This window comes from Denitratisoma sp. agr-D3 (assembly GCF_054658675.1).
This window is the reverse complement of the sequence record NZ_BAAGIA010000003.1, coordinates 336,422-362,123: the sequence shown is the minus strand read 5'-3', so window position 1 is coordinate 362,123 and position 25,702 is coordinate 336,422. Positions and strand designations below refer to the sequence as shown.

Below are 25,702 nucleotides of genomic sequence, written 5' to 3'. Positions count from 1 at the left end.
CTTGAGGTCTTGATATGAATTTTCTGCATTCCCTGGTTTTGACGGTTCACATTCTGGTTGGGATTGGTGTCATCGTGCTGGTGCTGCTTCAGCACGGCAAGGGCGCCGACATGGGCGCCGCCTTCGGCAGTGGCGCCTCCGGTAGCCTGTTTGGTGCCACGGGCTCCGCCAATTTTCTGTCCCGTGCTACTGCGGTGCTGGCTGCCATTTTCTTTGCGACCAGCCTCGGCTTGGCCTATCTCGCCAACGGTCGTTCCGCCGCTGCCCCGGCGAGCGTGATGGATCGCGCGAATGTTGCTCCCGCCCCGGTTCCCGCGCCGGAAGCGGCTCCCGCTGCTGGTTCCAAAGCCAGCGACGTGCCCAAATAAGCAGGCTTGGCGTAGCGCTTTACGTGTGACAAAAGTTCCTTTTGTGCGGCTTCGGTGATATGATTCGCGCCGCCCTGAAGGGTGCCTGTGCCGACGTGGTGAAATTGGTAGACACGCTATCTTGAGGGGGTAGTGGCGAAAGCTGTGCGAGTTCGAGTCTCGCCGTCGGCACCATGTAAGTAGTCGTTCGAGTCGTTCCTTTCAATCAAGTTGGGAATTAAATCTGCGGTTTGCTCCGCTCTCGTTATGTTGGAAAACTACTTCCCCGTTTTGGTTTTTGCAGTGGTCGGCTTATTGTTCGGCTGCGTTCCTCTTCTTCTGGGGCGTATTCTCGCCCCCCACCGTCCCGACAGTGAAAAAACCTCCGCCTACGAATGCGGTTTCGAGGCCTTCGAGGATGCGCGCATGCAATTCGACGTGCGCTATTACCTGATCGCCATCATTTTCATTTTGTTCGATCTGGAAATCGCTTTTCTCTTCCCCTGGGCGACGATCTTCAAGGAAATCGTCAATACCGAGGCGGTCAAGATGTTCGGTTTTGTTGAAATGCTGGTTTTCCTCGGCATCCTGGTGGTGGGCTATGTCTATGCCTGGGCCAAGGGTGCACTGGACTGGGAATAAATCATGAGTATTGAGGGCGTTTTCCAGGAGGGCTTTGTCACCACGTCGCTGGACAAGCTCATCAATTGGACCCGCACCGGCTCCCTGTGGCCGATGACGTTCGGTCTGGCGTGCTGTGCGGTGGAAATGATCCACGTCGGTTGTTCCCGTTACGACCTCGATCGTTTCGGTTCCTTCTTCCGTCCCAGTCCCCGTCAGTCCGATGTGATGATCGTGGCGGGCACCTTGACCAACAAGATGGCTCCCGCCCTGCGCAAGGTATACGACCAGATGCCCGAGCCCCGCTGGGTGATTTCCATGGGGTCCTGTGCCAATGGTGGTGGCTACTACCACTATTCCTACTCCGTCGTGCGCGGCTGTGACCGCGTCGTCCCTGTGGACATCTATGTGCCTGGTTGTCCCCCCACCGCCGAAGCCTTGATCTATGGGGTGATCCAGCTCCAGAACAAGATTCGTCGTACCAACACCATTGCCCGCTGACAGGAGAGCCGAGCATGAGTATCCGGCTTGAAAAGCTGAGCGAGAGTCTGAAGGCGGTGCTGGGTGGTCGCATCCAGGCAAGCAAGGTGGCTTTGGGCGAGGTGACCATCGAGGTGGCTGCGGCCGATTACCTCGATGTGGCCAAGACCCTGCGTGATCATCCTGACCTGGCCTTTGAGCAATTGATCGATCTGTGTGGCGTGGATTATTCCGGCTACGAAGGTTGGCAGGGCAAGCGTTTTGCCGCAGTTTCCCATTTGACTTCCGTTGCCCACAACGTGCGGCTGCGGTTGCGCGTCTTTGCGGAGGACGATGGTTTTCCCGTCCTGCCTTCGGTCAATGATGTCTGGAACAGCGCCAACTGGTACGAACGCGAGGCCTTTGATCTGTACGGCATCCATTTCGAGGGGCATAGCGACCTGCGTCGCATCCTGACCGACTACGGTTTCGTCGGCCACCCCTTCCGCAAGGATTTCCCGATTTCCGGTTATGTCGAGATGCGTTACGACGATGAGCAAAAACGGGTGATCTATCAGCCCGTCACCATCGAACCTCGCGAGGTGACGCCGCGCATCGTGCGTGAAGACAATTATGGTGGAGTAGGCGGCCGTGGCTGAGATTCGTAACTACACCCTGAACTTCGGTCCCCAGCACCCGGCCGCTCACGGCGTGTTGCGTCTGGTGTTGGAATTGGACGGCGAAGTGATCGTGCGTGCCGATCCTCACATCGGTCTGCTGCACCGGGCGACGGAAAAGCTGGCTGAAACTCGTACCTGGATTCAGTCCGTTCCCTACATGGATCGTCTCGACTACGTGTCCATGATGTGCAACGAGCATGCCTACTGTCTGGCCATCGAGAAGATGCTGGGCATCACGGTGCCCGAGCGCGGCCAGTACATCCGGGTGTTGTTCGACGAGGTGACCCGTGTCCTCAACCACCTGCTGAACATCGGTACCCACGCGCTGGACATCGGCGCCATGGCGGTGATGCTCTATGCCTTCCGTGATCGGGAAGACCTGATGGATGCCTACGAGGCGGTTTCCGGCGCCCGTCTCCATGCGGCCTACTATCGTCCCGGCGGCGTTTATCGCGACCTGCCCGATCGCATGCCCAAGTACGAGGTCAATCGGTTCAAGAATGCGGAGAAGGTGCGCAGCCTGAACGAGGCGCGGGAAGGCTCCCTGCTGGACTTCCTGGATGATTTCTGCAACCGTTTCCCCGCCTACATCGACGAATACGAAGAGCTGCTGACCGACAACCGGATCTGGAAGCAGCGCACCGTCGGCGTTGGCGTGGTGTCTCCCGAGCGTGCGCTGCAAATGGGCTTCACCGGCGCCATGCTGCGCGGCTCCGGCATTGAGTGGGATTTGCGCAAGAAGCAACCCTACGAAGTGTACGACCGCCTCGACTTCGACATTCCCGTCGGTGTGAACGGTGACTCCTACGACCGGTATCTGGTCCGCGTCGAGGAAATGCGCCAGTCCGTGCGCATCATGAAGCAGTGCATCGATTGGTTGCGCAAGAATCCCGGTCCGGTCATCGCCGACAACCACAAGGTTGCGCCCCCCGCCCGGGAAAAGATGAAGTCCAACATGGAAGAGCTGATCCACCACTTCAAGCTCTTCTCCGAAGGCATCCACGTTCCCGCCGGCGAAGCCTATGCCGCGGTGGAGCATCCCAAGGGTGAGTTCGGCGTGTATCTGATTTCCGACGGGGCCAACAAGCCCTATCGCATGAAGTTGCGGGCCCCCGGCTTCGCCCATCTGGCAGCGCTGGATGAAATGGGCAAGGGGCACATGATCGCGGATGCCGTGACCATCATCGGCACCATGGACGTCGTGTTCGGCGAGATTGACAGATAATCATGTTGAGCCAGGAATCCCTTAAGAGAATCGACCGCGAGGTCGCCAAGTATCCGGCGGATCAAAAGCAATCCGCCGTGATGGCCTCCCTTGCCATTGCCCAGGAAGAGAAGGGCTGGTTGGCCCCGGAAACCATCGAGTTCGTCGCCAAGTATCTGGAAATGGCGCCGATGGCGGCTTATGAAGTGGCCAGCTTCTACAACATGTACAACCTGGAGCCCGTGGGCAAATACAAGTTGTCCGTGTGTACCAACCTGCCTTGTGCCTTGTCCGGTGGCGTGCATGCCGCCGAATACCTCAAGCAGAAGCTGGGCATCGACTTCAACGAGACCACGGCCGACGGCCGCATCACCCTCAAGGAAAGCGAGTGCATGGGCGCTTGCGGCGATGCACCGGTGATGATCGTCAACAATCATCGGATGTGCTGTTCCATGCACCCCGAGGAAATCGACAAACTTTTAGCGGAGTGCAAGTGAGATGGCGCTGATCGACACCATCAATCCCGTGCTGTCCGCTGGTTGGGGCAAGGGCGATGCCGGTTGGGGCATCAAGGAATACATGGCCCGGGGCGGCTACGAAGCCCTGAGCAAGATTCTGGCGGAAAAAACCACGCCGGACGACATCATCGCCACCATGAAGGCATCCGTGCTGCGCGGCCGCGGTGGCGCGGGTTTCCCCACCGGGCTGAAGTGGAGCTTCATGCCCAAGGGCATTCCCGGCGACAAGTACGTTGTTTGCAACACCGACGAAGGCGAGCCCGGTACTTTCAAGGATCGCGACATCATGCGTTTCGATCCCCATTCCGTGATCGAAGGCATGATCATCGCCGGCTACGCCATGGGCGCATCCCGTGGCTACAACTACATCCACGGCGAAATCTTCGAGCTGTACCAGCGGTTTGAGGCTGCCCTGGACGAGGCGCGTGCCGCCGGCTTCCTCGGTGAGAACATCAAGGGTTCTGGCTTCAGTTTCGACCTGTTCGCCCACCACGGTTACGGCGCCTATATCTGCGGCGAGGAAACCGGCCTGCTGGAATCCATCGAAGGCAAAAAAGGCCAGCCCCGCTTCAAGCCGCCTTTCCCCGCCAGTTTCGGTTTGTATGGTCGTCCCACCACCATCAACAACACCGAGACTTTCGCCTCCGTGCCCTTCATCCTGCGCATGGGGGGCGAAGCCTTCCTGAATCTGGGCAAGCCCAACAACGGCGGCACCAAGCTGTTTTCCGTGTCCGGCCATGTAAACAAGCCGGGCAACTATGAAATTCCCCTGGGCACCCCCTTCTCCAAGCTGCTGGAAATGGCCGGCGGCATGCGTGGCGGGCGCAAGCTCAAGGCGGTGATTCCTGGCGGCTCCTCTGCGCCGGTGCTGCCTGCGGACGTGATCATGGATTGCACCATGGATTACGACTCCATCGCCAAGGCGGGCTCCATGCTGGGTTCCGGCGCCGTGATCGTCATGGACGAGACGGTCTGCATGGTCAAGGCCCTGGAGCGGCTGTCCTATTTCTACTGGGAGGAGTCCTGCGGTCAATGCACCCCCTGTCGTGAAGGCACGGGCTGGCTGTACAAGATCGTCCACCGGATCGAGAACGGCCTGGGGCGTCCCGACGACCTGGACCTGTTGCTCAGCATCACACCCAAGATCATGGGTCGCACCATCTGCGCCCTGGGGGATGCGGCATCCCTCCCGGTGAACGGCTTCCTCAAGCACTTCCGGTCCGAATTTGAGCATCACATTGAGCACAAGCAGTGTCTGGTGCCCAAGGATGTGCAATGGGCCGGTAGTACCTTCCATCGCAGTCCTCAGTCCTGATACGGCCCGTCATGCTAGACATCGAAATCGACGGTAAGCAGCTGCAAGTCGAAGACGGCAGCACCATCATGGATGCCGCCCACAAGGCCGGCACCTACATTCCCCATTTCTGCTACCACAAGAAACTGTCCATCGCGGCCAACTGCCGCATGTGTCTGGTGCAGGTGGAAAAGGCGCCCAAGCCCATGCCGGCCTGCGCCACGCCGGTGACCAACGGCATGAAGGTGTTCACCCATTCCGACATGGCCCTCAAGGCCCAGGAAGGGGTGATGGAATTCCTCCTGATCAACCACCCGCTGGATTGCCCGATCTGCGACCAGGGCGGTGAATGCCAATTGCAGGATTTGGCGGTGGGCTACGGTGCCAGCCAATCCCGCTACGAGGAAGAGAAGCGCGTCGTCAGCAACAAGGACCTGGGGCCCTTGGTGTCCACCGACATGACCCGCTGCATCAATTGCACCCGTTGCGTCCGCTTTACCCAGGAAATCGCCGGTTTCATGGAAATGGGCCAGGCTTTCCGCGGAGACCGCGCCGAGATCATGCCCTTTGTGGAAAACACGGTGACCACCGAGCTTTCCGGCAACATCATCGATCTCTGCCCCGTCGGCGCCCTGACTTCCAAGCCTTTCCGCTTCTCCGCCCGTACGTGGGAATTGTCCCGCCGCAAGTCGGTGGCTCCCCATGACGGCCTGGGCAGCAACCTCATCGTTCAAACCAAGCACGACAAGGTCCTGCGCGTTCTGCCCCTGGAGAACGAAGACATCAACGAATGCTGGCTGTCCGACCGCGACCGTTTTTCCTATGAAGGCCTCAACTCCGCCGATCGCCTGACCAAGCCCATGGTGAAGCAGGGCGGTGAGTGGAAAGAGGCTGACTGGAACGTGGCCCTCGACTACGTGTCCCACGCCCTGCGTGACGTGGTCAAGACCCACGGTGGCGACAGTGTCGGTGCCCTGGTCAGCCCCAATGCCACTCTGGAAGAAATGAGCCTGGCCGCCAAGCTGCTGCGCGGCATCGGTTCCGACAACATCGACTTCCGCCTGCGTCAGTCTGACTTCCGTGCCGACGGCAAGCGCGCCGGCACCCCCTGGCTGGGCATGAAGATCGCCGATGTTTCCAAACTGGATCGCGTGTTGGTCGTGGGCTCCTTCCTGCGCAAGGAACATCCCCTGCTGGCCCAACGTCTGCGCCAGGTGGCGAAGAAGTTCGCCCAGGTCAGCGTCATCCATGCCAGCGACGACGATTTGCTGAGCAAGCTGTTCGCCAAGGCCATCGTCAAGCCTTCCCTGTTGCCCAACGTGTTGGCCCAGGTGGTCAAGGCCGCGGCCGAGATCAAGGGTGCGGCCGCCGATGCCGCCCTGTCCAATGTCACGGTGGGCGCCGATGCCCGCAAGATCGCCGAGAGCCTGGCTTCTGCTCGCTCGGGCGCAGTGTTCCTGGGTAATTTCGCCCAACAACATCCCCAGGCCGCCACGCTGCAAGCCCTGGCGACACAACTGGCCGCCATCACCGGCGTCAAGCTCGGCCTGCTGGCGGAAGCCGCCAACAGTGTCGGCGGTTACGTTGCCAAGGCCTTGCCCCAACAGGGTGGTCGCAACATCTCACGCTTGCTGAGCGAGCCGCGTCAGGCCTATGTGCTGCTGGGTGTCGAGCCGGAACTCGACACCGCCGATGGCCGCGCCGCCCTGGCCGCCCTGAAGCAGGCCAAGACCGTTGTGGTGCTTTCCCCCTTCAAGTCGGCTGCGGCCCTTGAGTATGCGGACGTGCTGTTGCCCGTGTCTCCTTTCTCCGAAACCTCCGGCACCTTTGTCAATGCCGAGGGCCGTGTGCAGAGCTTCTATGCCGTCACCAAGCCTTTGGCGGAAACCCGTCCGGCTTGGAAGGTGCTGCGCGTGCTGGGCAATCTGCTGGATGTTCCCGGCTTCGACTACAACAGTAGCGAAGAGGTGCGGGATGAAGTCCTGGCGGGCAAGCCCGAATTCGTGACCGGTCTCGACAACGGCCTCAGTGGCATCACCCTGGATTTGTCGGCGGCCGCCGAGCAAATCGAACGCGTGGCCGATGTGCCCTTGTACTTCAGCGACGCGCTGGTGCGTCGTTCCGCCAGCTTGCAAGCAACTCAGGATGCTGCCGCACCGGTGGCCCGCGTGAGTGCGGCGACCCTGGCCCGCTTCGGCGTGGCCGATGGCGCGGAAATCGTCGTCAAGCAAGGGGAGGGCAGCGTCAAGCTGACCACCAAGCTCGACGCCACGGTTCCTGACAATGCCCTGCGGATCGCCGCTGCCCATGCCAGTACCGTGGCACTGGGTGCCCAATTCGCTGCCCTGACCGTGGAGAAACTGTGATGAACGAAATCATCCAAAGCGGCCAGGCACTGTTCGGCCCCCTCTGGCCGGTGGTGTGGACCCTGGCCAAGATCGTCGGCATTCTCGCTCCCTTGCTGGGGGGCGTCGCCTACCTGACCTTGGCCGAACGCAAGGTGCTGGCCTGGATGCACATCCGTGTCGGGCCGAACCGTGTCGGTCCCCTGGGTCTGTTGCAACCCATTGCCGACGGCGTGAAGCTGATCTTCAAGGAGATCATCGTTCCCGCCCGCGCCGACAAGAAGCTGTTCTTCCTCGGCCCCATTCTGGCCATGGCGCCTGCCCTGGCAGCCTGGGCCATCGTTCCCTTCTACAAGGATTGGGTGTTGGCCAACGTGGATGCCGGGGTGCTGCTGGCCCTGGCCATCACATCCTTCGGCGTCTATGGCGTGATCATCGCCGGTTGGGCCTCCAACTCCAAGTATCCCTTCCTCGGCGCCATGCGTGCGGCTGCGCAAATGGTTTCCTACGAGGTGGCCATGGGCTTGGCGGTGATCGTGGTGCTGATGGTTTCCAACAGCCTGAACTTGACCGACATCATCGAAGGGCAAATGAAGGGTTTCTTCGCCGACCGCGGTGTTGAATTCCTTTCCTGGAACTGGCTGCCCCTGCTGCCCATGTTCGTGGTCTATCTGATCTCCGGCGTGGCTGAAACCAACCGTGCCCCCTTCGACGTGGTGGAAGGGGAGTCCGAAATCGTCGCCGGCCACATGATCGAGTATTCGGGCATGTCCTTCGCCCTGTTCTTCCTGGCTGAGTACGCCAACATGATGCTGGTGTCAGCCATGACCGCGATCTTCTTCCTCGGCGGTTGGTCGTCCCCCCTGAGTGCGTTGGCGGACCTGCCGGTGATCGGGCCGATTTTCTGGAACGGGTTCCATTGGTTGCTGGTGAAGATGTGCGCCTTCCTTTTCTTCTTCCTCTGGATTCGCGCCACTTTCCCCCGTTACCGTTATGACCAGATCATGCGTCTGGGTTGGAAGGTTTTCGTGCCGCTGTGCCTGGGCTGGATCCTGGTCGTCGGCGTCTGGATGATGTCGCCGCTTAACATCTGGAAGTGAGATAGGAATTATGGGAGCCAGGGACTTTATCGGCAGCCTGTTCCTCAAGGAACTGCTCAAGGGCATGGCCATCACCGGCCGCTATCTGTTCGCCCGCAAGATCACCGTCCTCTATCCGGAGGAAAAGACGCCGCTGTCGCACCGCTTCCGCGGCCTGCATGCCTTGCGCCGCTACCCCAACGGCGAAGAGCGCTGCATTGCCTGCAAGCTGTGCGAGGCTGTGTGCCCGGCCATGGCCATCACCATCGAGTCCGCCGAGCGGGACGATGGCAGCCGCCGTACCACCCGCTACGACATCGATCTGACCAAGTGCATCTTCTGCGGCTTTTGCGAAGAGGCTTGCCCGGTGGATGCCATTGTCGAAACTCGCGTGTTCGAGTACCACGGCGAAGAGCGGGGCGATTTGTACTACACCAAGCAGATGCTGCTGGCCAACGGGGAACGCTATGAGTCCCAGATCGCCGCGGATCGTGAAGCCGACGCCAAGTTCCGGTAAGCCGCCATGGAATTCAAGACACTTCTCTTTTACGTTTTCTCGGTCGTGATGCTGGTCGCCGGCCTGCGCGTGATCACCGCCCGCAATCCGGTGCATGCCGTGCTCTACCTGGTGCTGGCCTTTTTCAACGCCGCGGGCATCTGGTTCCTGCTCCAGGCAGAGTTCCTGGCGATCGCTTTGTTGGTGGTCTATGTCGGCGCGGTGATGGTGCTGTTCCTGTTCGTGGTGATGATGTTGGACATCAACATCGAGTCGCTGCGCAAGGGCTTCTGGAGCTATCTCCCCTTCGGCGCCACGATCGGTCTGTTGATGGTGGCGGAAATGAGCATGGTGCTGGGCGGTCGTTATTTCGGCCTCGACACCCTGCCCGAGCCCCCCGTCGCGCCTGGCTACAGCAACACCAAGGAGCTTGGCCGGGCCTTGTTCACCGACTACGTGTATCCCTTTGAGCTGGCGTCCGTCATCCTGACCGTGGGCATCGTTGCCGCCGTGCTGCTGACCAACCGCAAGCGCAAGGACACCAAGGCCATGCACCCCTCCGATCAACTCGTGGTGAAGCGTAACGAGCGTCTGCGCATCGTCAAGATGGAGGCCGTCAAGGACCTGCCCGCCGAAGTCCCCGCTGAAGCGGCCAAGGGAGAGTAATCATGTTGAGCCAGTCCTTGTCCCTGTCCCATTACCTGATCCTCGGCGCCATGCTGTTCGCCATCAGCATCGTCGGTATTTTCCTCAATCGGAAAAACCTGATCGTTCTTCTGATGGCCATTGAATTGATGTTGTTGGCGGTGAACATCAACTTCGTCGCCTTCTCCCATTACCTGAACGACACCGCCGGCCAGATTTTCGTGTTTTTCATCCTGACGGTTGCGGCCGCCGAATCCGCCATTGGCTTGGCGATTCTGGTGGTGTTGTTCCGCAATCTTTCGACCATCAACGTGGAAGACCTGGATAGCCTCAAGGGCTAAGGTAGACGACAAGAATGGATATGCAGACTATCTACCTGCTGGTACCCCTGGCCCCCCTGTTCGGGGCCATCGTCGCCGGCTTGTTCGGCAAGACCATCGGCCGCGCCGGCGCCCATACCGTGACCATCCTCGGGGTGGCGGCGGCCTTTGTGCTTTCCATCCTGGTCTTCCAGGACGTACAAGCCGGCCATACCTTCAACGGCACGGTCTACACCTGGCTGGAGTCCGGCGGCCTGAGTCTCCAGGTCGGTTTCCTGATCGACAAGCTGACCGTAATGATGATGCTGGTGGTGACCGGCGTCTCCCTGATGGTGCACATCTACACCATCGGCTACATGGCGGAAGATCCCGGCTATCAGCGCTTCTTCAGCTATATCTCGTTGTTCACCTTCTCCATGTTGATGCTGGTGATGAGCAACAATTTCGTCCAATTGTTCTTCGGCTGGGAAGCCGTGGGTCTGGTGTCCTACCTGTTGATCGGTTTCTGGTACACCCGTCCCACCGCCATCTACGCCAACCTCAAGGCCTTCCTGGTTAACCGCGTTGGCGACTTCGGCTTCCTGCTGGGCATCGGCCTGGTGGCTTCCTACGCCGGCAGCCTCAACTACGCCGATGTGTTCGCGGTCAAGGATCAATTGGCTGCCCAGGTGTTCCAAGGCACCGACTGGTCCCTGATTACCGTCATCTGCATTTGCCTGTTCATCGGCGCCATGGGCAAGTCCGCCCAGGTGCCCCTGCACGTGTGGCTGCCCGATTCCATGGAAGGCCCGACCCCGATCTCCGCCCTGATCCACGCGGCCACCATGGTGACCGCCGGTATCTTCATGGTGACCCGGATGTCGCCCCTGTTCGAACTGTCCGAAACCGCCTTGTCCTTCGTGCTGGTGATCGGCGCCACGACGGCCCTGTTCATGGGCTTCCTCGGCCTGATCCAAAACGACATCAAGCGCGTGGTGGCCTATTCCACCCTGTCCCAACTTGGCTATATGACCGTTGCCCTGGGCGTGTCCGCCTACTCGGTGGCCGTCTTCCACCTGATGACCCACGCCTTCTTCAAGGCGCTGCTGTTCCTCGGTGCCGGTTCGGTCATCATGGGCATGCACCACGACCAGGACATGCGCAACATGGGCGGCTTGTGGAAATACATGCCCATCACCTGGTTCACCTCGCTGTTGGGTTCCCTGGCCCTGATCGGCTTTCCCTTCTTCGCCGGTTTCTACTCCAAGGACTCGATTATCGAAGCCGTGCAGGCCTCCCATCTGCCCGGTGCCAGCTACGCCTATTTCTGCGTGATCGTCGGTGTCTTCATCACTGCCTTCTACTCCTTCCGCATGTACTTCCGGGTGTTCCATGGCAAGGAAAACTTCGGCCATGACCATCATGATCACCATGGCGACCATGACGACGAAGAGGCCAGCACCGACCACCACCATGGCCTGGCCCCCGGTCAGAAGCCCCACGAATCGCCCTGGGTGGTGACCCTGCCTTTGGTGCTGCTGGCCATTCCTTCCGTGATCATCGGTTTCATCGCCATCGAGCCCATGCTGTTCGGCGACTGGTTCGGCAATGCGGTCCAGATCAATCTGGAGAAGCACCCGGCCCTGGAGGAACTCGGTCATGAATTCCACGGCGCAGTGGCCATGGCCCTGCACGGCTTCACCTCCTTGCCCTTCTTCCTGGCCATGGCCGGTGTGGTTCTGGCTTGGTTCTTCTACCTGGTGAAACCGTCGATCCCCGAGACGATCGCCCGGGTTGCCAAGCCTCTGTATGTCCTTTTCGACAACAAGTACTACTTCGACAAGTTCAACGAGGTGGTCTTCGCCGGTGGTTCCCGCTTGTTGGGCCGCGGCTTGTGGAAAGCGGGCGACCAGACCCTGATCGACGGTCTGGTGGTCAACGGCTCCGCCAAGGTGGTGGGCTGGGTTGCCGGTTTGGTGCGTTTGTTCCAGTCCGGCCACATCTACCAGTACGCCTTCTCCATGATTATCGGTGTCTTCGTTCTGCTGACGCTGTGGTTCAACCGCGCCTGACAAGAGAAAGAATTTGATGAGTTCCCACCTGCTCAGTCTGTCCATATGGGTTCCCATCCTTGGGGCCCTGCTGGTCTTCGCTGTCGGTTCCGAACGACGCAACGCCGCCCGCTGGCTCGCCCTGGGTGTGGCCTTGGCCGGTTTCCTCGTGACCCTGCCCATCTACGCCGGCTTCGACGCCAAGCAGGCGGGCATGCAACTGGTGGAACAGGCGCCGTGGATCGTGCCTTTCCGTATCCAGTACCTGCTGGGGGTTGACGGCATTTCTATGCCCTTCGTCCTGCTCAACAGCTTCATCACTATCATGGTGGTGTTGGCCGGCTGGGACGTGATCGAGGAAAAGCAAGCCCAGTACATGGGCGCCTTCCTCATCATGTCGGGTCTGATGAACGGCATCTTTGCCGCCCTGGACGCCGTGTTGTTCTACGTCTTCTTCGAGGCCAGCCTGATTCCCATGTACCTGATCATCGGTATCTGGGGTGGTCCGAACCGGGTGTACGCCGCCTTCAAGTTCTTCCTCTACACGCTGCTCGGTTCCCTGCTGATGCTGGTGGCCTTCATCTACCTGTTCGCCAGTTCCGGCAGCTTCAATATCCTCGACTGGCACCAGTTGCCCATCGACCTGGGCGTGCAGAAGCTGATCTTCATCGCCTTCCTGCTGTCCTTCGCCGTGAAGGTGCCTATGTGGCCGGTGCACACCTGGTTGCCGGATGCCCACGTGGAAGCGCCCACCGGCGGTTCCGTGGTGCTGGCCGCCATCGCCCTGAAACTGGGCGCCTACGGTTTCCTCCGGTTCTCCCTGCCCATCGTGCCGGATGCCAGCCAGTTCTTCCAGCCAATGATGATCGGCCTGTCCCTGATCGCCGTGATCTACATCGGTTTCGTCGCCCTGGTCCAGGCCGACATGAAAAAGCTGGTGGCCTATTCCTCCATCTCCCACATGGGCTTCGTCACCCTGGGCTTCTTCATCTTCAACCAGTTGGGGGTCGAAGGCGCCCTGGTGCAGATGCTGTCCCACGGTTTCGTTTCCGGTGCGATGTTCCTCTGTATCGGCGTCATGTACGACCGCATGCATAGCCGCCAGATCGCCGACTACGGCGGCGTGGTGAACACCATGCCCAAGTTCGCCGCCCTGTTCCTGCTGTTTGCCATGGCCAACTCCGGCCTGCCGGCCACCTCCGGCTTCGTCGGCGAGTTCATGGTGGCCCTGGGCGCCGTGCATTTCAACTTCTGGACCGGCTTCGCCGCCGCCACGACGCTGATCGTCGGTGCCGCCTACACCCTGTGGATGTACAAGCGCGTGGTGTTCGGTGCCGTGGCCAACGACCACGTGGCCGAGTTGGAAGACATCAACAACCGCGAGTTCCTGATCCTTGGCGTGCTGGCCGTCTGCGTGCTGGCCATGGGTCTCTATCCCTTCCCCTTTACCGACGTGATGCATGCCTCCGTGGATAACCTGCTCAAGCATGTTGCCACCGGCAAGCTGATGTAAGAAACGGCGCGAGAACGAGATGCTGAATAACTTCGTAGCCCCCGATCTCTATCCGGCCGCACCGGAGATCTTCCTGCTCGTCATGGCGGGCGTCATCCTCTTCGCGGACCTGTTGGCCGGCGCCAAGCACCGTTGGTTGCTGCCCTTCCTGACCATCGCCAGCCTGGTCGGCGCCGCCGCCATCACGGTGGGCACCTTCAGCGAACAGACCGTGCTGACCTTCAGCAACATGTTCGTGGACGACGCCCTGGCGGACATGCTCAAGCTGTTCACCTACCTGGCGGTGATTTTCGTCGTCGTCTATAGCCGTGGCTATCTGCAAGCCCGCAACCTGGACAAGGGCGAGTACTACCTGTTGGTGCTGTTCGCCACCCTGGGCATGATGGTGATGATTTCCGCCGCCCATTTCCTCACCATGTACCTGGGTGTGGAACTGCTGTCCCTGTCCATGTATGCCCTGGTGGCCATCGACCGCGATTCGGCCCGTTCCACCGAGGCCGCCATGAAGTACTTTGTGCTGGGCGCCCTGGCCTCCGGTCTGCTGCTCTACGGCATGTCCATGGTGTACGGTGCCACTGGCACCCTGGAGGTCGGCGGTGTGGCCCAGGTGCTCTATCACGGTGCCGCCAACAAGACCGTGCTGGTCTTCGGTCTGGTCTTCATCGTCTCCGGCATCGCCTTCAAGCTGGGGGTCGTGCCCTTCCACATGTGGATTCCCGACGTCTATCACGGCGCGCCCACGGCCATCACCCTATTCCTCGGCTCCGCTCCCAAGCTCGCCGCCTTCGCCATGGTGATGCGCCTGCTGGTGTACGGCATGTTCGAACTGGCCCTGCAATGGCAGTCCATGTTGTTGATCCTGGCGGTGCTCTCCATCGCCCTGGGCAACCTGGCCGCCATCGCCCAGACCAACCTGAAGCGCATGCTGGCCTATTCCGCCATTTCCCACATGGGTTTCATGCTGCTGGCCATGATGAGCGGCGTCATCGGTGACAACCGTGGTCCCGCCTTCGCAGCCTACACCACCGCCATGTACTACAGCGTGGCCTACGTGATGATGTCCCTGGCCACCTTCGGCATGATCCTGCTGCTGTCCCGGGCCGGTTTTGAAGCCGAGGAAATCAGCGACTTCAAGGGCCTCAACAAGCGCAGCCCCTGGTTCGCTGCCATGATGCTGATCCTGATGTTCTCCATGGCCGGCATCCCCTTCTTCATCGGCTTCTTCGCCAAGTTCTCCGTGCTGGCCATCGTCGTCGCTACTGGCCACACCGCCATTGCCGTGTTCGCGGTGCTGCTGTCCCTGGTCGGCGCCTTCTACTACCTGCGCGTAGTGAAGGTCATGTACTTCGACAAGCCGGAAGATGCTGCCCCCTTGCAGGCTGGCGTGGACATGAAGTTGCTGCTCTCCGTGAATAGCCTGGCCGTGGCCTTGCTGGGGCTTTTCCCCCAGTCCGTGATCGGTCTTTGCCAGTTCGCTCTGGCCCGCTCCCTCTAAGTCGGTTCCAGGATGACGGCTGCCCAGTTCCTTGTCGTCGTCCTGGCCGTGCTCGCGGCCAATCTGCCCTTCATCAGTACGCGTCTGTTTTTCTTTGGCCGCCCCTTTGCCGGGGGGAAACATCTGGGCTGGCACTTGCTGGAACTGCTTTGTGGTTATGGCTTGGTCGGCCTCTTGGCGGCTTTGTTGGAGTCCCGCGCCCACGGTAGTGTTTATCCCCAGCATTGGGAGTTCTACGCGGTGACCCTGTTCCTGTTCTTCGTCTTTGCCTTTCCTGGCTTCGCCATGCGCTATCTGTGGCGCCAACGCCGGGCCTGAGCCCAATGCAAGACGAAGACCTGATCGAAACCGAGCTTTCCAGCGAAACGGTTTATTCGGGGATATTCCTCAAACTCAATCAAGACAAGGTTCGCTTGCCCAGCGGCAAGGAAGGCCTGCGGGAATGGATAGACCATCCCGGCGCCGTGGTGGTGATCGGCGTCCTCGACAATGGCAAATTGCTGTTCGAGCGCCAATTCCGTTATCCCCTGCACCGGGTGTTTCTTGAATTGCCGGCGGGAAAGATCGATGAAGGCGAACACCCCCTCGACACCGCCCGGCGTGAGCTGAAGGAAGAAACCGGTCACAAGGCCAAGAACTGGTGCCACTTGGGCACCTTGCATCCCTGCATCGGTTATTCCAACGAGCGCATCGAAATCTTTCTTGCCCACGGCTTGAGCTTTGTCGGCGCCTCATTGGACGACGGCGAACACCTGGAAGTGATCGAGCTTTCCCTGTCCGATGCCCTGCTCGCAGTGCGCGACGGTGAAATCACCGATGCCAAGACCATCACCGCCCTGATGTGGGCGGAAAAAACCTTTTCCGGCGAGTGGCCCCTGCCGGTCTAGGCCTGCGTCCAGGAATGGACTCAACCGCGCCCAGGCGAGGCCGGTTTCAGTAGGTTTCCTCTTTCCAGCCCAACTTATGCCGAAGTCCGACCACCTGGCCGATCAGGATCAGGGTAGGCGCCCGTAGTCCGGCCTCTTGGGCCAGGGTGGGCAGGGTATTGAGCGTGCCCACCACCGTCCTTTGTTGGGGCGTCGTACCCTGTTGCACGATGGCGGCCGGCCAGTCGCCAGGCAGGCCGTGGGCAATCAGACGTTCGCAGAGCACGGGCAGGCCGGTCAGGCCCATGTAAATGGCGATAGTTTGCCGTGTGCGGGCCAGGCCTTCCCAATCCAGGTCCATGGAGCCATCTTTGAGATGGCCGGTGACGAACACGCAGGATTGGGCGTAATCGCGATGGGTCAGCGGAATGCCGGTATAGGCGGCGATACCGGCCGCCGCCGTGATGCCCGGTACCACCTCGAAGGGGATGTGGTGTGCCGCCAGCACTTCGGCCTCCTCACCGCCGCGGCCGAAGGTGTAGGGGTCGCCACCCTTGAGGCGCAACACTTTCAAGTGCTGACGGGCGAGATCGACCAGCAGCAGGTTCAATTTGTCCTGGGGCAGGGTATGGTTGCCCTGGCGCTTGCCGGCGTAGATGCGTTGGCAGGTGGCCGGCGCCATTTGCAGTACGGCCGTGGACACCAGGTTGTCGTAGACGACCACATCGGCCTGGGCAATCAGGTGGGCGGCCCGCAGGGTCAACAATTCGGGATCGCCGGGGCCTGCGCCGACCAGGTAGACGGTGCCGGGTTGTGCGTCACGGTGACTCATAAATCAAGTGTTATAAGATGCCAAAGCCCGAGTATCCCTTTTTCGCGGTGGCGTGTGAACTTTGCCCCATTCTGCAACAGTGTTTGCCACTGAAACGCCCGGTGCGATTAGCAGGCGTATTTCACGGTGTCGGCGGATGGGGGCCTTTATAATCGGTCGATGTCCGTTATGCAGCGGAAATTTCCGCAACGGCGGCGTAGCCTATTGAAAGAGCGAGTCACTGAGTGAGTCAACTATCTCCAGAACTTGAGAAAAAACTGACCATCGCCGTGGAGCGCATGCCCGCGTTTCCCCGCAGCGTGCAGAAGGTTCTGGAAATGACCCGGAACATCAACTGCCTGCCCAAGGATCTGGTGGGGGTCATCGAGAAGGATCCGGTGATGACCATGAAGATTCTCAAGGTCATCAACTCTGCCTACTACAGCATCCCGAACAAGATCAATTCGGTGAACCAGTCGGTGGTGTTCCTGGGCATCAACACCATCAAGAACCTGGCCTTGTCCTTTGCCGCCGTGGGGATTCTGCCCAAGGTGAACAACGCCGGTTTCGACATCCAGCGCTATCTGGTGCATTCCTTGTCCACCGCGTCCGTTTCCCGCCAGTTGTGCGCCCGTTTCGGCGGTGGCGACCCGGGTGACAGCTACGTGGCCGGCCTGCTGCACGACTTCGGCAAGGTGGTGTTCGCCCAGTACATGCCCCAGGATTTCCATGAGGCCCTGGTCCTCGGCGAGGCCGAGAACATTCCGTTATACGAGGCCGAACGCCGCATCATCGGTGTGGATCACGGTTTCGTCGGCGCCATGCTGGCCAAGCGTTGGCAATTCCCCCTGCGCCTGGTCAAGTGCATCCGCGACCACCACAAGACGGACGCCGAGCCTTCGGCCATGTTGGATTGCGTGCGTCAGGCAGACCAGATCTGCCGCAAGGTTTACCTGTCGGCGGAGGAACGTGCCCAGTATTTCAAGACCGAGAAGCCCGTCGTGCCCCGTTTCGGCGACAGCCTGGAGGCGATCGTCGCCAGCCTGGAGGACTTCGACAACATCGTCGCCGAGGCGATGGTGTTTGCCGCGGTGGAAAGCCATCAGGATGCTCCCGAGGAGAAGGAGGCCCCAGCCGAGGGTGCGTCCCAGGAGGCTGCACCGGATGGCCAGCAAGCCGCCCCAGCGGCTGCGCCCCAAGGGGCCAGCCAGGAGAGTAGCCAGTGATTATCCGTTTCTGGGGCGTGCGCGGGTCCATTCCCTCGCCCGGCCCCAACACCGTCCGCTATGGTGGCAACACCACCTGCATCGAGGTGCGCAGCGACAACGGCGAGTTGATCATCCTCGATGCGGGCACCGGTATCTTCCCCCTGGCCCAGAGCCTGCTGAAGGAACAGCCCGTCAAGGCCAACGTCTTCATCACGCACACCCATTGGGACCACATCCACGGTCTGCCCTTTTTCATTCCCTTCTTCATTCCGGGCAACAGCGTGCGCATCCACGGCGCCTTCGACGTGATCAGCAGTCAGGGCATCGACCAGATCATGAACGTGCAGATGCAGTACAGCTATTTCCCCATCCGCGAAGCCGAGCTCCACGCCCGCATCGACTACCAGACCCTGGACATCGGCGAGAGTGTGACGGTGGGCGACGCCACCGTGACCAATACCCTGCTCAACCATCCGGTCATCGACTTTGGCTATCGCATCGAGTGCAACGGCAAGTCCATGTTCTTCACCGGCGACCACGAGCCCTGGTTCAACATCTACGAAGATCATGACGAGGGCTATGCCGAGTACCAGGCCCTGGTGGAAGAGAAGCAGGCCGCCATGGACGACATGGTGCGCGGGGTGGACGTGCTGATCATGGATTGTTCCTACACCCAGGGCGAATATGGCGCCAAGAAGGGTTGGGGTCATTCCACCTTTGATTACGCCATGGACCTGGCTTGCCGCACCGGCGCCAAGAAGCTGATCTGCACCCACCACGAGCCCACCCGTTCCGACGACGAATTGGAACGGGTTTTTGCCGAGGCCCTGGCCAACAATACCTGCGACCGCCACGGTCTGGAAGTCCAGCTGGCCCGGGAAGGCCTGGAAATCCAGCTCTAGGCCTAATGGCCCAGGCCGGCGCCGCTTAACGGCCAGCGATCAACTTGCGGAAGTGCTCAAGCCGTCGCGGATGGATCAAACCCTCCGCCACGGCTTTTTTCACGGCACAGTCAGGCTCCGCGCCGTGGTGGCAATCGCGGAAGCGGCAATGCCCCACGTGGGGACGGAATTCCGGGAAGGCGTTCTCGATCTCGCCCACGGTCAAATGGGCCAGGCCGAATTCCTGCAAGCCCGGACTATCGATGATGGCGCTATTGCCATCCAGGGCGTAGAGCCGGGCGTGGGTGGTGGTGTGCTTGCCCGAGTCCAGGGCCTCGGAAATTTCCCGGGTCGCCGCCGCCGCCCCGGGCACCAGGGCGTTGATCAGGGTGGACTTGCCCATGCCCGACTGCCCCACCAACACGCTGATATGGCCCGCCAGCAGCTGCTTGATGGCCGAGGCGTCTTCCTTGGCCGACAGTTCGACGATGGGGTAGCCCAGGGCGGCGAAGGGGGCCAGTTGCTGGCGGGCGGCCGCCAGGCCGGCCGTCAGGTCGCACTTGTTGAGCACGATCACCGCCTTGATGCCGTCATGCTCCGCCGCAACCAGGGCGCGGGTCAGCAGTTCGTCGGTGAACCCAGGTTCCGTGGCGCAGACCAGTACCAATTGCGTGGCGTTGGCAGCAATCAGCTTCTGCTTCCATTCGTCGCTGCGGTAGAGCAGAGAGGTGCGCTCCAGGTTGCGCAGGATCTGGCCTTGGTTGGGGGAGGAGAGCTCCACCTCCACCCGGTCGCCGCAGGCGTAGGGGCTTTTCTTGCCGAGGGGAATGCCGGCGATGGTGCGGTCGTCGTCCAGCAGCACTTCGTACTGGCGGCCGAAGGCGGCAACGATGCGGCCTTGTAGATGGGCCGCGCTCAAAGCTCGAACAGCGCGTCGATCTTGGCGGCGCAGATGAAGTCGTTGCGGGACAGGCCGCCAATGGCGTGGGTGCTGTAGCGCACCGTACACTGGTTGTAACCCACCTCCAGGTCCGGGTGATGGTCTTCCCGGTGGGAAATCCAGGCGCTTGCATTCACGAAGGCCAGGGTCTCGTGGTAGTTGCGGAAGGCGAAACGCCTCACGATCGTGGAGCCTTCCCGTCGCCAGGCGGGAATCTGTACCAGCAGGGCGTCCGCTTCCTGGTCTGAGAGGGGCGGTACGCCACCCTCGCAGGGGGCGCACTTTCCCTGTTTGAGTTCGCAAACTTCGGCATTCATGGCGTCAGTCCTTTCAAGTGGGCGATGCGCAAGGCGGCCGGCGGGTGGGAATCGTAGAAGGCCGAGTGCAGCGGATCCGGCGTCAGGGTGGCGGCATTGTCCTTGTAGAGCTTGACCAGGGCGGTGATCAAGTCCGTTGCGCTGGACTGCTGCGCCGCATAGGCGTCGGCCTCGTATTCGTGACGGCGGGACAGGGCCGAGAACAGGGGCGAGAAGGGGAAGGTGAAAACCCCCATCACCTGGGAAAACAGCAGTAGGGCCATGGCCGTGCCCGTCGTATGCACGCCGAGGCCCTGGAAGAACCAGTCCTGGCCCATCAGCCAGGCTAGAAGCCAGAGGAAGGCCAGACTCAGGGCGGCCATCATGGCGATGCGCTTGACCACGTGGCGGCGCTTGAAATGGCCCAGTTCGTGGGCCAGCACCGCCTCCACCTCGCCGGGGCTGAGCTTGTCCAGCAGGGTGTCGAAGAAGACGATGCGCTTGTTGCGGCCGATGCCGGTGAAGTAGGCGTTGCCGTGGGCCGAACGGCGGGAGCCGTCCATGACGAACAGGCCCTTGGCGGCAAAGCCGCAACGGGCCAGCAGGGCCTCGATGCGGGCTTTCAGATCATCGTTCTCCAGGGGGCTGAACTTGTTGAACAAGGGGGCGATGACCGTGGGGTAGAGCAGCAGCACCAGCAGGTTGAAGCCCATGAAGAACAGCCAGACGTAGAACCACCAACGCTCGCCCATCTGTGCCATGAGCCAGAGCACCGCCAGCAGCACCGGCCCGCCGATCAGCACCGTCAGCAGCAGTTGCTTGAGCAGGTCGCTGATGAACAGGCCCGGCGTCATCTTGTTGAAACCGAAGCGGGCCTCCAGGCGGAAGGTGCGATAGAGGCCGAAGGGTAGGTCCACCACGAAGCTGATAACGCCCACCAGGGCGAACAGGGCCAGGCCGAAGACATAGCCCTGGTGGTCGAACCAGCCGGTGGCCAAGTCGGCGCAGGCCTGGAGTACGCCGCCAAAGGTCAGGGCCATCAACAGGCCGCTGCCGACGATGGTTTCCAGCAGGCCGAGGCGGACCCGGGCGCCGGTGTAGTCGGCTGCTTTCTGGTGGTCGGCCAGGCACACCTGGTCGGCGAAATCCACCGGCACGGCAACCCGGTGGCGACCCACGTGGTGCAGATGGCGCAGGCCCAGCCACAGGCGCAGGGCGAGGGAGGCGACGAGGGCGGCGAAAAAGACGAGGTTGAAAAGTTGGTTGGCGGTCACGGAAAGGTCGGCGGCAAGGGGTTGGGAGGCGGGGCGGGAACTATGCCAAAATCCCCGCCTTTACAAAGCAGGCAGGCGCCATGGCGCCGGGAAAATTATGGCACAAGATCAAAACGCCCTCGTCTGGCTGGACATGGAAATGACCGGCCTATCCCCAGATAACGACCGCATCCTGGAACTGGCCATGGTGGTCACCAACAGCAATCTGGAAACCATCGCCGAAAGTGTGGTCTGGGCTGTGCACCAACCCCAGTCCGTGTTGGACGGCATGGACGAGTGGAACCAGAAAACCCACGGCAAGTCCGGCCTGATCGACAAGGTGAAGAACTCGGCCCTGTCGGAGGCCGAGGTGGAAGTGCAAGCCATCGAATTCCTCAAACAGCATGTGCCCCAGGGCAAATCCCCCATGTGCGGCAATTCCATCTGCCAGGACCGCCGCTTCATGGCCCGCTACATGCCCAAGCTGGAGGACTACTTCCACTACCGTAACCTGGATGTGTCCACCCTCAAGGAACTGGCCAAGCGCTGGGCGCCGGAAATGGCCAAGGGCGTCAAAAAGCACGGCAAGCACGAGGCCCTGGCGGATATTTACGAGTCCATCGAGGAGCTGAAGTACTACCGGGACAACTTCCTCAAGCTACCCCAAGCGTAAAAGTTGTCCACCTACTTGAAATCAAGCAGGGCCTAGACGTACGTTGGTTGGAGATGAAAAAAGGCCGGAATTTTCCGGCCTTTTTGTTTTGGGGCATGGGTGAAAATTAATGCGACTGCTGATTGCTTAGTTCGTCTGGGCAGTTTGGGTGGGTTGCGTACTCGGTTTTTTATCGACAACAACGGACTCGCCCATCTTTACTTGCAATTGATCAGGATAGTCGTAGCCAGTGCCCTTGTTGTGATCAATGATGGCTCCAATGCCACCGCCAAAGACAATGTTCCCCCACATCGAACCGGCGGCGCGGGAGATGGCCTTGAGCAGACCATCTGGCATTCCATCTTTCTTGCAAGTGACTTCGAGATCTTCGCCTGACTTTCTGACGGTCACGTTGGCTGGAGCTTTCGAGTCCCAACTACCTTTGTCGTTCTTGATTTGGCACACTGGCTCAACAGGTTTGCCTTCATAGGTGGCGGTAAGCGCCAAGGATTGGTTTTCACTTTGCGTGATGGTAGAGCAGCCGACACTGAGGCTGGCTGCGATAAGCATGGTGCCAAGAACACGGACTCTCATTAAAACTCCCTTTTGTAGTTGATGCGGTAATGGTTTTGTTGAGGGACTGCCGCCATAAGGGCACTGTTTTTATAGACCATAAGCATACTTTAAAAGGCCGGGCCTCTGGGGAGAAAAGGCAAGGGTCGTTTTAGGCAGTGAAAGACATGGCCCACATGTCTTTCCTGTTGAATGGCTCAACAAGCTCGTCTTGGTACAAGAGGGTGGTTGTTCCTGGACTAGGTTCCCCCACAAAAAAGCCCGGCATTGCCGGGCTTTTTTGTGGGAAGAACAACAGGTGTCAGTTCAGTCTTGCCAACTGTGCCTTGAGCTTTTCCACCAGGGCGGTGAAGTCCGCCAGCCGGGTCTTCTCCTGTTCCACCACCGCCGCCGGGGCGCGGGCGACGAAGGTTTCGGTGGAGAGCTTCTTCTCGGCCTTGGCGATTTCGCCTTCGACCCGGGCGATTTCCTTGCCTAGGCGTTCCTTCTCGGCGGCCACGTCGATTTCCACCTTCAGCATCAGGCGGTAGTCGCCGACGATCTGCACCGGGGCGTCGGAATCGGGCAGGGCATCGCCGCTGGCGGTGACTTCGGACAGCTTCGCCAGGGCGGCCAGGTAGGGCCCGTAGGCTTCCACCTTGACCTTGTCGCCGGCGGCCACCAGGGGCACCTTCTGGGCGGGGGAGAGGTTCATTTCGCTACGCAGGCTGCGGCAGGCGGTGACCATCTGCTTGAGGGCATCGACCCAGGCTTCCGCCTCGGGGTTGATGGCGGCCTCGTCGGCCTTGGGATAGGCCTGGGTCATGATGGACTCGGTGCCGTCACCCTTGGCGCGGCCGGCCAGGGGAGCCACGGTCTGCCACAGTTCCTCGGTGATGAAGGGGATTAGCGGATGGGCCAGGCGCAGGATGGTTTCCAGGACCCGCAGCAGGTTGCGGCGGGTGCCGCGCTGCTGGGCCTCGTTGCCATTCTGCAATTGGACCTTGGCCAGTTCCACGTACCAGTCGCAGTACTCGTCCCAGACGAATTCATAGATTGCCTTGGCCAGCAGGTCGAAGCGGTAGTCGGCAAAGTGCTGGGCCACTTCGGCTTCCAGCTTTTGCAGGCGGCTGACGATCCAGCGGTCGGCCTGGGACAGTTCGATGGCACCGCTGCCGCCGCAGGCGCCGGCAGGCGCGACACCGCAGTCCTTGCCCTCGCAGTTCATCAGCACGAAGCGGGTGGCGTTCCACAGCTTGTTGCAGAAGTTGCGGTAACCCTCGCAGCGCTGCATGTCGAACTTGATGTCGCGGCCGGGGGAGGCGAGGCTGAGGAAGGTGAAGCGCAGGGCGTCGGTGCCGACACCGGAAATGCCCTCGGGGAATTCCTTGCGGGTGCGCTTTTCGATCTTTTCCGCCTGCTTGGGGTTCATCAGGCCGGTGGTGCGCTTTTTCACCAGGTCGTCGAGGCTGATGCCATCAATGAGGTCGATGGGGTCCAGCACGTTGCCCTTGGACTTGGACATCTTCTGGCCTTCCGCATCGCGGATCAGGCCGTGCACGTAGACGTGCTTGAAGGGAATCTTGCCGGTGATGTGCTTGGTCATCATCACCATCCGGGCGACCCAGAAGAAGATGATGTCGAAGCCGGTCACCAGCACGGTGGAAGGCAGGTAGAGATCCAGGGCGGTATTGCTCTTGGCCGGCCACTCCGGCGTCCAGTCCAGGGTGGAGAAGGGCCACAGGGCGGAGGAGTACCAGGTGTCGAGGACGTCGGCATCCCGTTCCAGGCCGCCGCTGTAACCGTCGGCCTTGGCCTGGGCGTAGGCCTCTTCCTCATTGTGGGCGACGTAGATGCGGCCGTCGTCGCTGTACCAGGCGGGAATCTGGTGGCCCCACCAGAGCTGGCGGGAAATACACCAGTCCTGGATGTTGCCCAGCCACTGGTTGTAGGTGTTCACCCAGTTCTCGGGAACGAACTTGATCTCGCCGGAGGCCACGGCCTCGATGGCCTTGCCGACGATGGAGGTGCCGTCGGGACCGGCCTTGCTCATGGCGACGAACCATTGGTCGGTGAGCATGGGTTCGATCACCGCATTGGTACGGTCGCCACGGGGCACCATCAGCTTGTGGGGCTTGACGCTTTCCAGCAGGCCGGCGGTTTCCAGGTCGGCCACGATCTGTTTGCGGGCGTCGTAACGGTCCATGCCGCGATATTGCGCGGGGCCGTGCTCGTTGATGCGGGCGTCCAGGGTGAAGATGCTGATGGGCGTCAGGTGATGGCGATGGCCCACCTGCCAGTCGTTGAAGTCGTGGGCCGGGGTGATCTTGACGCAGCCGGTGCCGAATTCCTTGTCCACGTAGCTGTCGGCGATGATGGGGATTTCCCGGTCGCACAGGGGCAGCTTGACGTGCTTGCCGATCAGGGCGGTGTAGCGCTCGTCCTCGGGGTTCACGGCCACGGCCACGTCACCCAGCAGGGTTTCGGGACGGGTGGTGGCCACCACCAGTTCACCACTGCCGTCGGCCAGGGGATAGCGGATGTGCCAGAGGGAACCGTCTTCCTCTTCGCTCACCACTTCCAGGTCGGAGACGGCGGTGAGCAGCTTGGGATCCCAGTTCACCAGGCGCTTGCCGCGGTAGATCAGGCCTTCCTTGTAGAGGCGGACGAAGGTTTCGGTGACGATCTTGGACAGGCCGGCGTCCATGGTGAAGCGTTCGCGGCTCCAGTCCGGGCTGGTGCCCAGGCGGCGCATTTGCTGGGTGATGGTGCCGCCGGAGTATTCCTTCCATTCCCAGACCTTTTCCAGGAACTTCTCGCGGCCCAGGTCATGACGGCTGACGCCCTGGGCGTCCAGTTGCCGTTCGACGACGATCTGGGTGGCGATGCCGGCGTGGTCGGTGCCCGGTTGCCACAGGGTGTTGTCGCCGCGCATGCGGTGGAAGCGGGTCAGGGCGTCCATGATGGCCTGGTTGAAGCCATGGCCCATGTGCAGGGTGCCGGTGACGTTGGGGGGCGGCAGCAGGATGCAGAAATTGTCCTGCTTGCTGGTGTCCATGCCGGCGGCGAAGTAATTGCGGGATTCCCAAAGGGGATACCAGCGCCGTTCGATGTCGGCGGGTTCGAAGCTCTTGGCGAGTTCCATGAATGTGCGGAAGGGGAAAAGATGAAAACGGTCCGAAAACCGCCCGACGAGG

Annotated in this window: 25 protein-coding genes, 1 tRNA gene and 1 pseudogene; 21 read left to right on the top strand and 6 right to left on the bottom strand. The window is 60.9% G+C overall.

What is annotated here, in order from left to right; all coding sequences use genetic code 11:
• Positions 1-14: 14 nt before the first annotated feature.
• From secG to ACYQ2U_RS10185, 18 genes are all read left to right on the top strand, one after another.
• Entirely contained in the window at positions 15-368 is a 354-nt protein-coding gene (secG, locus tag ACYQ2U_RS10270; RefSeq protein ID WP_459950271.1) for a preprotein translocase subunit SecG, read from the top strand.
• An 89-nt stretch (positions 369-457) separates the two neighbouring features.
• Positions 458-542 (top strand) — tRNA-Leu (locus ACYQ2U_RS10265).
• Positions 543-614: 72 nt separating this feature from the next.
• Positions 615-989, top strand: a complete 375-nt coding sequence (locus ACYQ2U_RS10260; RefSeq protein WP_459950270.1) for an NADH-quinone oxidoreductase subunit A — start codon at positions 615-617, stop codon at positions 987-989.
• 3 nt (positions 990-992) lie between these two features.
• Positions 993-1,469, top strand: coding sequence for a NuoB/complex I 20 kDa subunit family protein (locus tag ACYQ2U_RS10255; RefSeq protein WP_459950269.1), 477 nt, complete (start codon positions 993-995; stop codon positions 1,467-1,469).
• 14 nt (positions 1,470-1,483) lie between these two features.
• Positions 1,484-2,086 (top strand): NADH-quinone oxidoreductase subunit C, encoded by a 603-nt coding sequence (locus tag ACYQ2U_RS10250; RefSeq protein WP_459950268.1) that lies wholly within the window; start codon positions 1,484-1,486, stop codon positions 2,084-2,086.
• Positions 2,079-3,332 (top strand): NADH-quinone oxidoreductase subunit D, encoded by a 1,254-nt coding sequence (locus ACYQ2U_RS10245; protein ID WP_459950267.1) that lies wholly within the window; start codon positions 2,079-2,081, stop codon positions 3,330-3,332. The genes ACYQ2U_RS10250 and ACYQ2U_RS10245 overlap by 8 nt, the downstream gene beginning before the upstream one ends.
• Positions 3,333-3,334: 2 nt before the next feature.
• Positions 3,335-3,808, top strand: a complete 474-nt coding sequence (gene nuoE, locus ACYQ2U_RS10240; protein ID WP_459950266.1) for an NADH-quinone oxidoreductase subunit NuoE — start codon at positions 3,335-3,337, stop codon at positions 3,806-3,808.
• A 1-nt stretch (position 3,809) separates the two neighbouring features.
• On the top strand, positions 3,810-5,144 hold the full coding sequence (gene nuoF, locus ACYQ2U_RS10235; protein ID WP_459950265.1) for an NADH-quinone oxidoreductase subunit NuoF: 1,335 nt from the start codon (positions 3,810-3,812) through the stop codon (positions 5,142-5,144).
• Between the two features lie 11 nt (positions 5,145-5,155).
• Entirely contained in the window at positions 5,156-7,489 is a 2,334-nt protein-coding gene (nuoG, locus tag ACYQ2U_RS10230; protein ID WP_459950264.1) for an NADH-quinone oxidoreductase subunit NuoG, read from the top strand.
• Positions 7,489-8,568 (top strand): NADH-quinone oxidoreductase subunit NuoH, encoded by a 1,080-nt coding sequence (nuoH, locus tag ACYQ2U_RS10225; RefSeq protein WP_459950263.1) that lies wholly within the window; start codon positions 7,489-7,491, stop codon positions 8,566-8,568. Before nuoG ends, nuoH begins: the two co-directional genes overlap by 1 nt.
• Positions 8,569-8,578: 10 nt before the next feature.
• Positions 8,579-9,064, top strand: coding sequence for an NADH-quinone oxidoreductase subunit NuoI (gene nuoI / locus ACYQ2U_RS10220; protein WP_459950262.1), 486 nt, complete (start codon positions 8,579-8,581; stop codon positions 9,062-9,064).
• Positions 9,065-9,070: 6 nt separating this feature from the next.
• The gene (locus ACYQ2U_RS10215; protein WP_459950261.1) at positions 9,071-9,709 is read left to right on the top strand and encodes an NADH-quinone oxidoreductase subunit J; all 639 of its coding nucleotides are present in this window, start codon (positions 9,071-9,073) and stop codon (positions 9,707-9,709) included.
• 2 nt (positions 9,710-9,711) lie between these two features.
• Positions 9,712-10,029 (top strand): NADH-quinone oxidoreductase subunit NuoK, encoded by a 318-nt coding sequence (nuoK, locus tag ACYQ2U_RS10210; RefSeq protein ID WP_459950260.1) that lies wholly within the window; start codon positions 9,712-9,714, stop codon positions 10,027-10,029.
• A gap of 14 nt (positions 10,030-10,043) precedes the next feature.
• Entirely contained in the window at positions 10,044-12,059 is a 2,016-nt protein-coding gene (nuoL, locus tag ACYQ2U_RS10205; RefSeq protein WP_459950259.1) for an NADH-quinone oxidoreductase subunit L, read from the top strand.
• Positions 12,060-12,075: 16 nt separating this feature from the next.
• A complete protein-coding gene (locus ACYQ2U_RS10200) occupies positions 12,076-13,551 on the top strand; it encodes an NADH-quinone oxidoreductase subunit M (RefSeq protein WP_459950258.1) in 1,476 nt (491 codons plus the stop codon).
• 19 nt (positions 13,552-13,570) lie between these two features.
• Complete coding sequence (nuoN, locus tag ACYQ2U_RS10195; protein ID WP_459950257.1) at positions 13,571-15,046, top strand: NADH-quinone oxidoreductase subunit NuoN; 1,476 nt, start codon at positions 13,571-13,573, stop codon at positions 15,044-15,046.
• A 12-nt stretch (positions 15,047-15,058) separates the two neighbouring features.
• On the top strand, positions 15,059-15,364 hold the full coding sequence (locus ACYQ2U_RS10190) for a DUF2818 family protein (protein ID WP_459950256.1): 306 nt from the start codon (positions 15,059-15,061) through the stop codon (positions 15,362-15,364).
• 5 nt (positions 15,365-15,369) lie between these two features.
• A complete protein-coding gene (locus ACYQ2U_RS10185; RefSeq protein WP_459950255.1) occupies positions 15,370-15,933 on the top strand; it encodes an NUDIX domain-containing protein in 564 nt (187 codons plus the stop codon).
• A gap of 46 nt (positions 15,934-15,979) precedes the next feature.
• On the opposite strand, the pseudogene cobA reads toward ACYQ2U_RS10185, so the two are convergent.
• A pseudogene (gene cobA / locus ACYQ2U_RS10180) lies at positions 15,980-16,720 on the bottom strand (uroporphyrinogen-III C-methyltransferase); the annotation flags it as partial.
• 248 nt (positions 16,721-16,968) lie between these two features.
• Here cobA and ACYQ2U_RS10175 point away from each other — a divergent pair.
• The gene (locus tag ACYQ2U_RS10175) at positions 16,969-17,949 is read left to right on the top strand and encodes an HDOD domain-containing protein (RefSeq protein ID WP_459950254.1); all 981 of its coding nucleotides are present in this window, start codon (positions 16,969-16,971) and stop codon (positions 17,947-17,949) included.
• Positions 17,946-18,833, top strand: a complete 888-nt coding sequence (locus ACYQ2U_RS10170; protein WP_459950253.1) for an MBL fold metallo-hydrolase — start codon at positions 17,946-17,948, stop codon at positions 18,831-18,833. Before ACYQ2U_RS10175 ends, ACYQ2U_RS10170 begins: the two co-directional genes overlap by 4 nt.
• 25 nt (positions 18,834-18,858) lie before the next feature.
• On the opposite strand, the gene rsgA is transcribed toward ACYQ2U_RS10170, so the two are convergent.
• From rsgA to ACYQ2U_RS10155, 3 genes are read right to left on the bottom strand one after another with little or no spacing between them, the layout of a single operon-like run.
• Positions 18,859-19,731, bottom strand: coding sequence for a ribosome small subunit-dependent GTPase A (gene rsgA, locus ACYQ2U_RS10165; protein ID WP_459950252.1), 873 nt, complete (start codon positions 19,729-19,731; stop codon positions 18,859-18,861).
• A complete protein-coding gene (locus ACYQ2U_RS10160) occupies positions 19,728-20,069 on the bottom strand; it encodes a 4a-hydroxytetrahydrobiopterin dehydratase (RefSeq protein WP_459950251.1) in 342 nt (113 codons plus the stop codon). The genes rsgA and ACYQ2U_RS10160 overlap by 4 nt, the downstream gene beginning before the upstream one ends.
• On the bottom strand, positions 20,066-21,322 hold the full coding sequence (locus ACYQ2U_RS10155) for a M48 family metallopeptidase (protein ID WP_459950250.1): 1,257 nt from the start codon (positions 21,320-21,322) through the stop codon (positions 20,066-20,068). Before ACYQ2U_RS10155 ends, ACYQ2U_RS10160 begins: the two co-directional genes overlap by 4 nt.
• A gap of 97 nt (positions 21,323-21,419) precedes the next feature.
• Between ACYQ2U_RS10155 and orn the strand changes: the two genes are divergently transcribed.
• Positions 21,420-21,974, top strand: coding sequence for an oligoribonuclease (gene orn / locus ACYQ2U_RS10150; protein WP_459950249.1), 555 nt, complete (start codon positions 21,420-21,422; stop codon positions 21,972-21,974).
• A gap of 126 nt (positions 21,975-22,100) precedes the next feature.
• On the opposite strand, the gene ACYQ2U_RS10145 is transcribed toward orn, so the two are convergent.
• Complete coding sequence (locus ACYQ2U_RS10145) at positions 22,101-22,547, bottom strand: hypothetical protein (RefSeq protein ID WP_459950248.1); 447 nt, start codon at positions 22,545-22,547, stop codon at positions 22,101-22,103.
• A gap of 280 nt (positions 22,548-22,827) precedes the next feature.
• Positions 22,828-25,650, bottom strand: a complete 2,823-nt coding sequence (locus ACYQ2U_RS10140; RefSeq protein WP_459950247.1) for a valine--tRNA ligase — start codon at positions 25,648-25,650, stop codon at positions 22,828-22,830.
• Positions 25,651-25,702 lie beyond the last annotated feature (52 nt).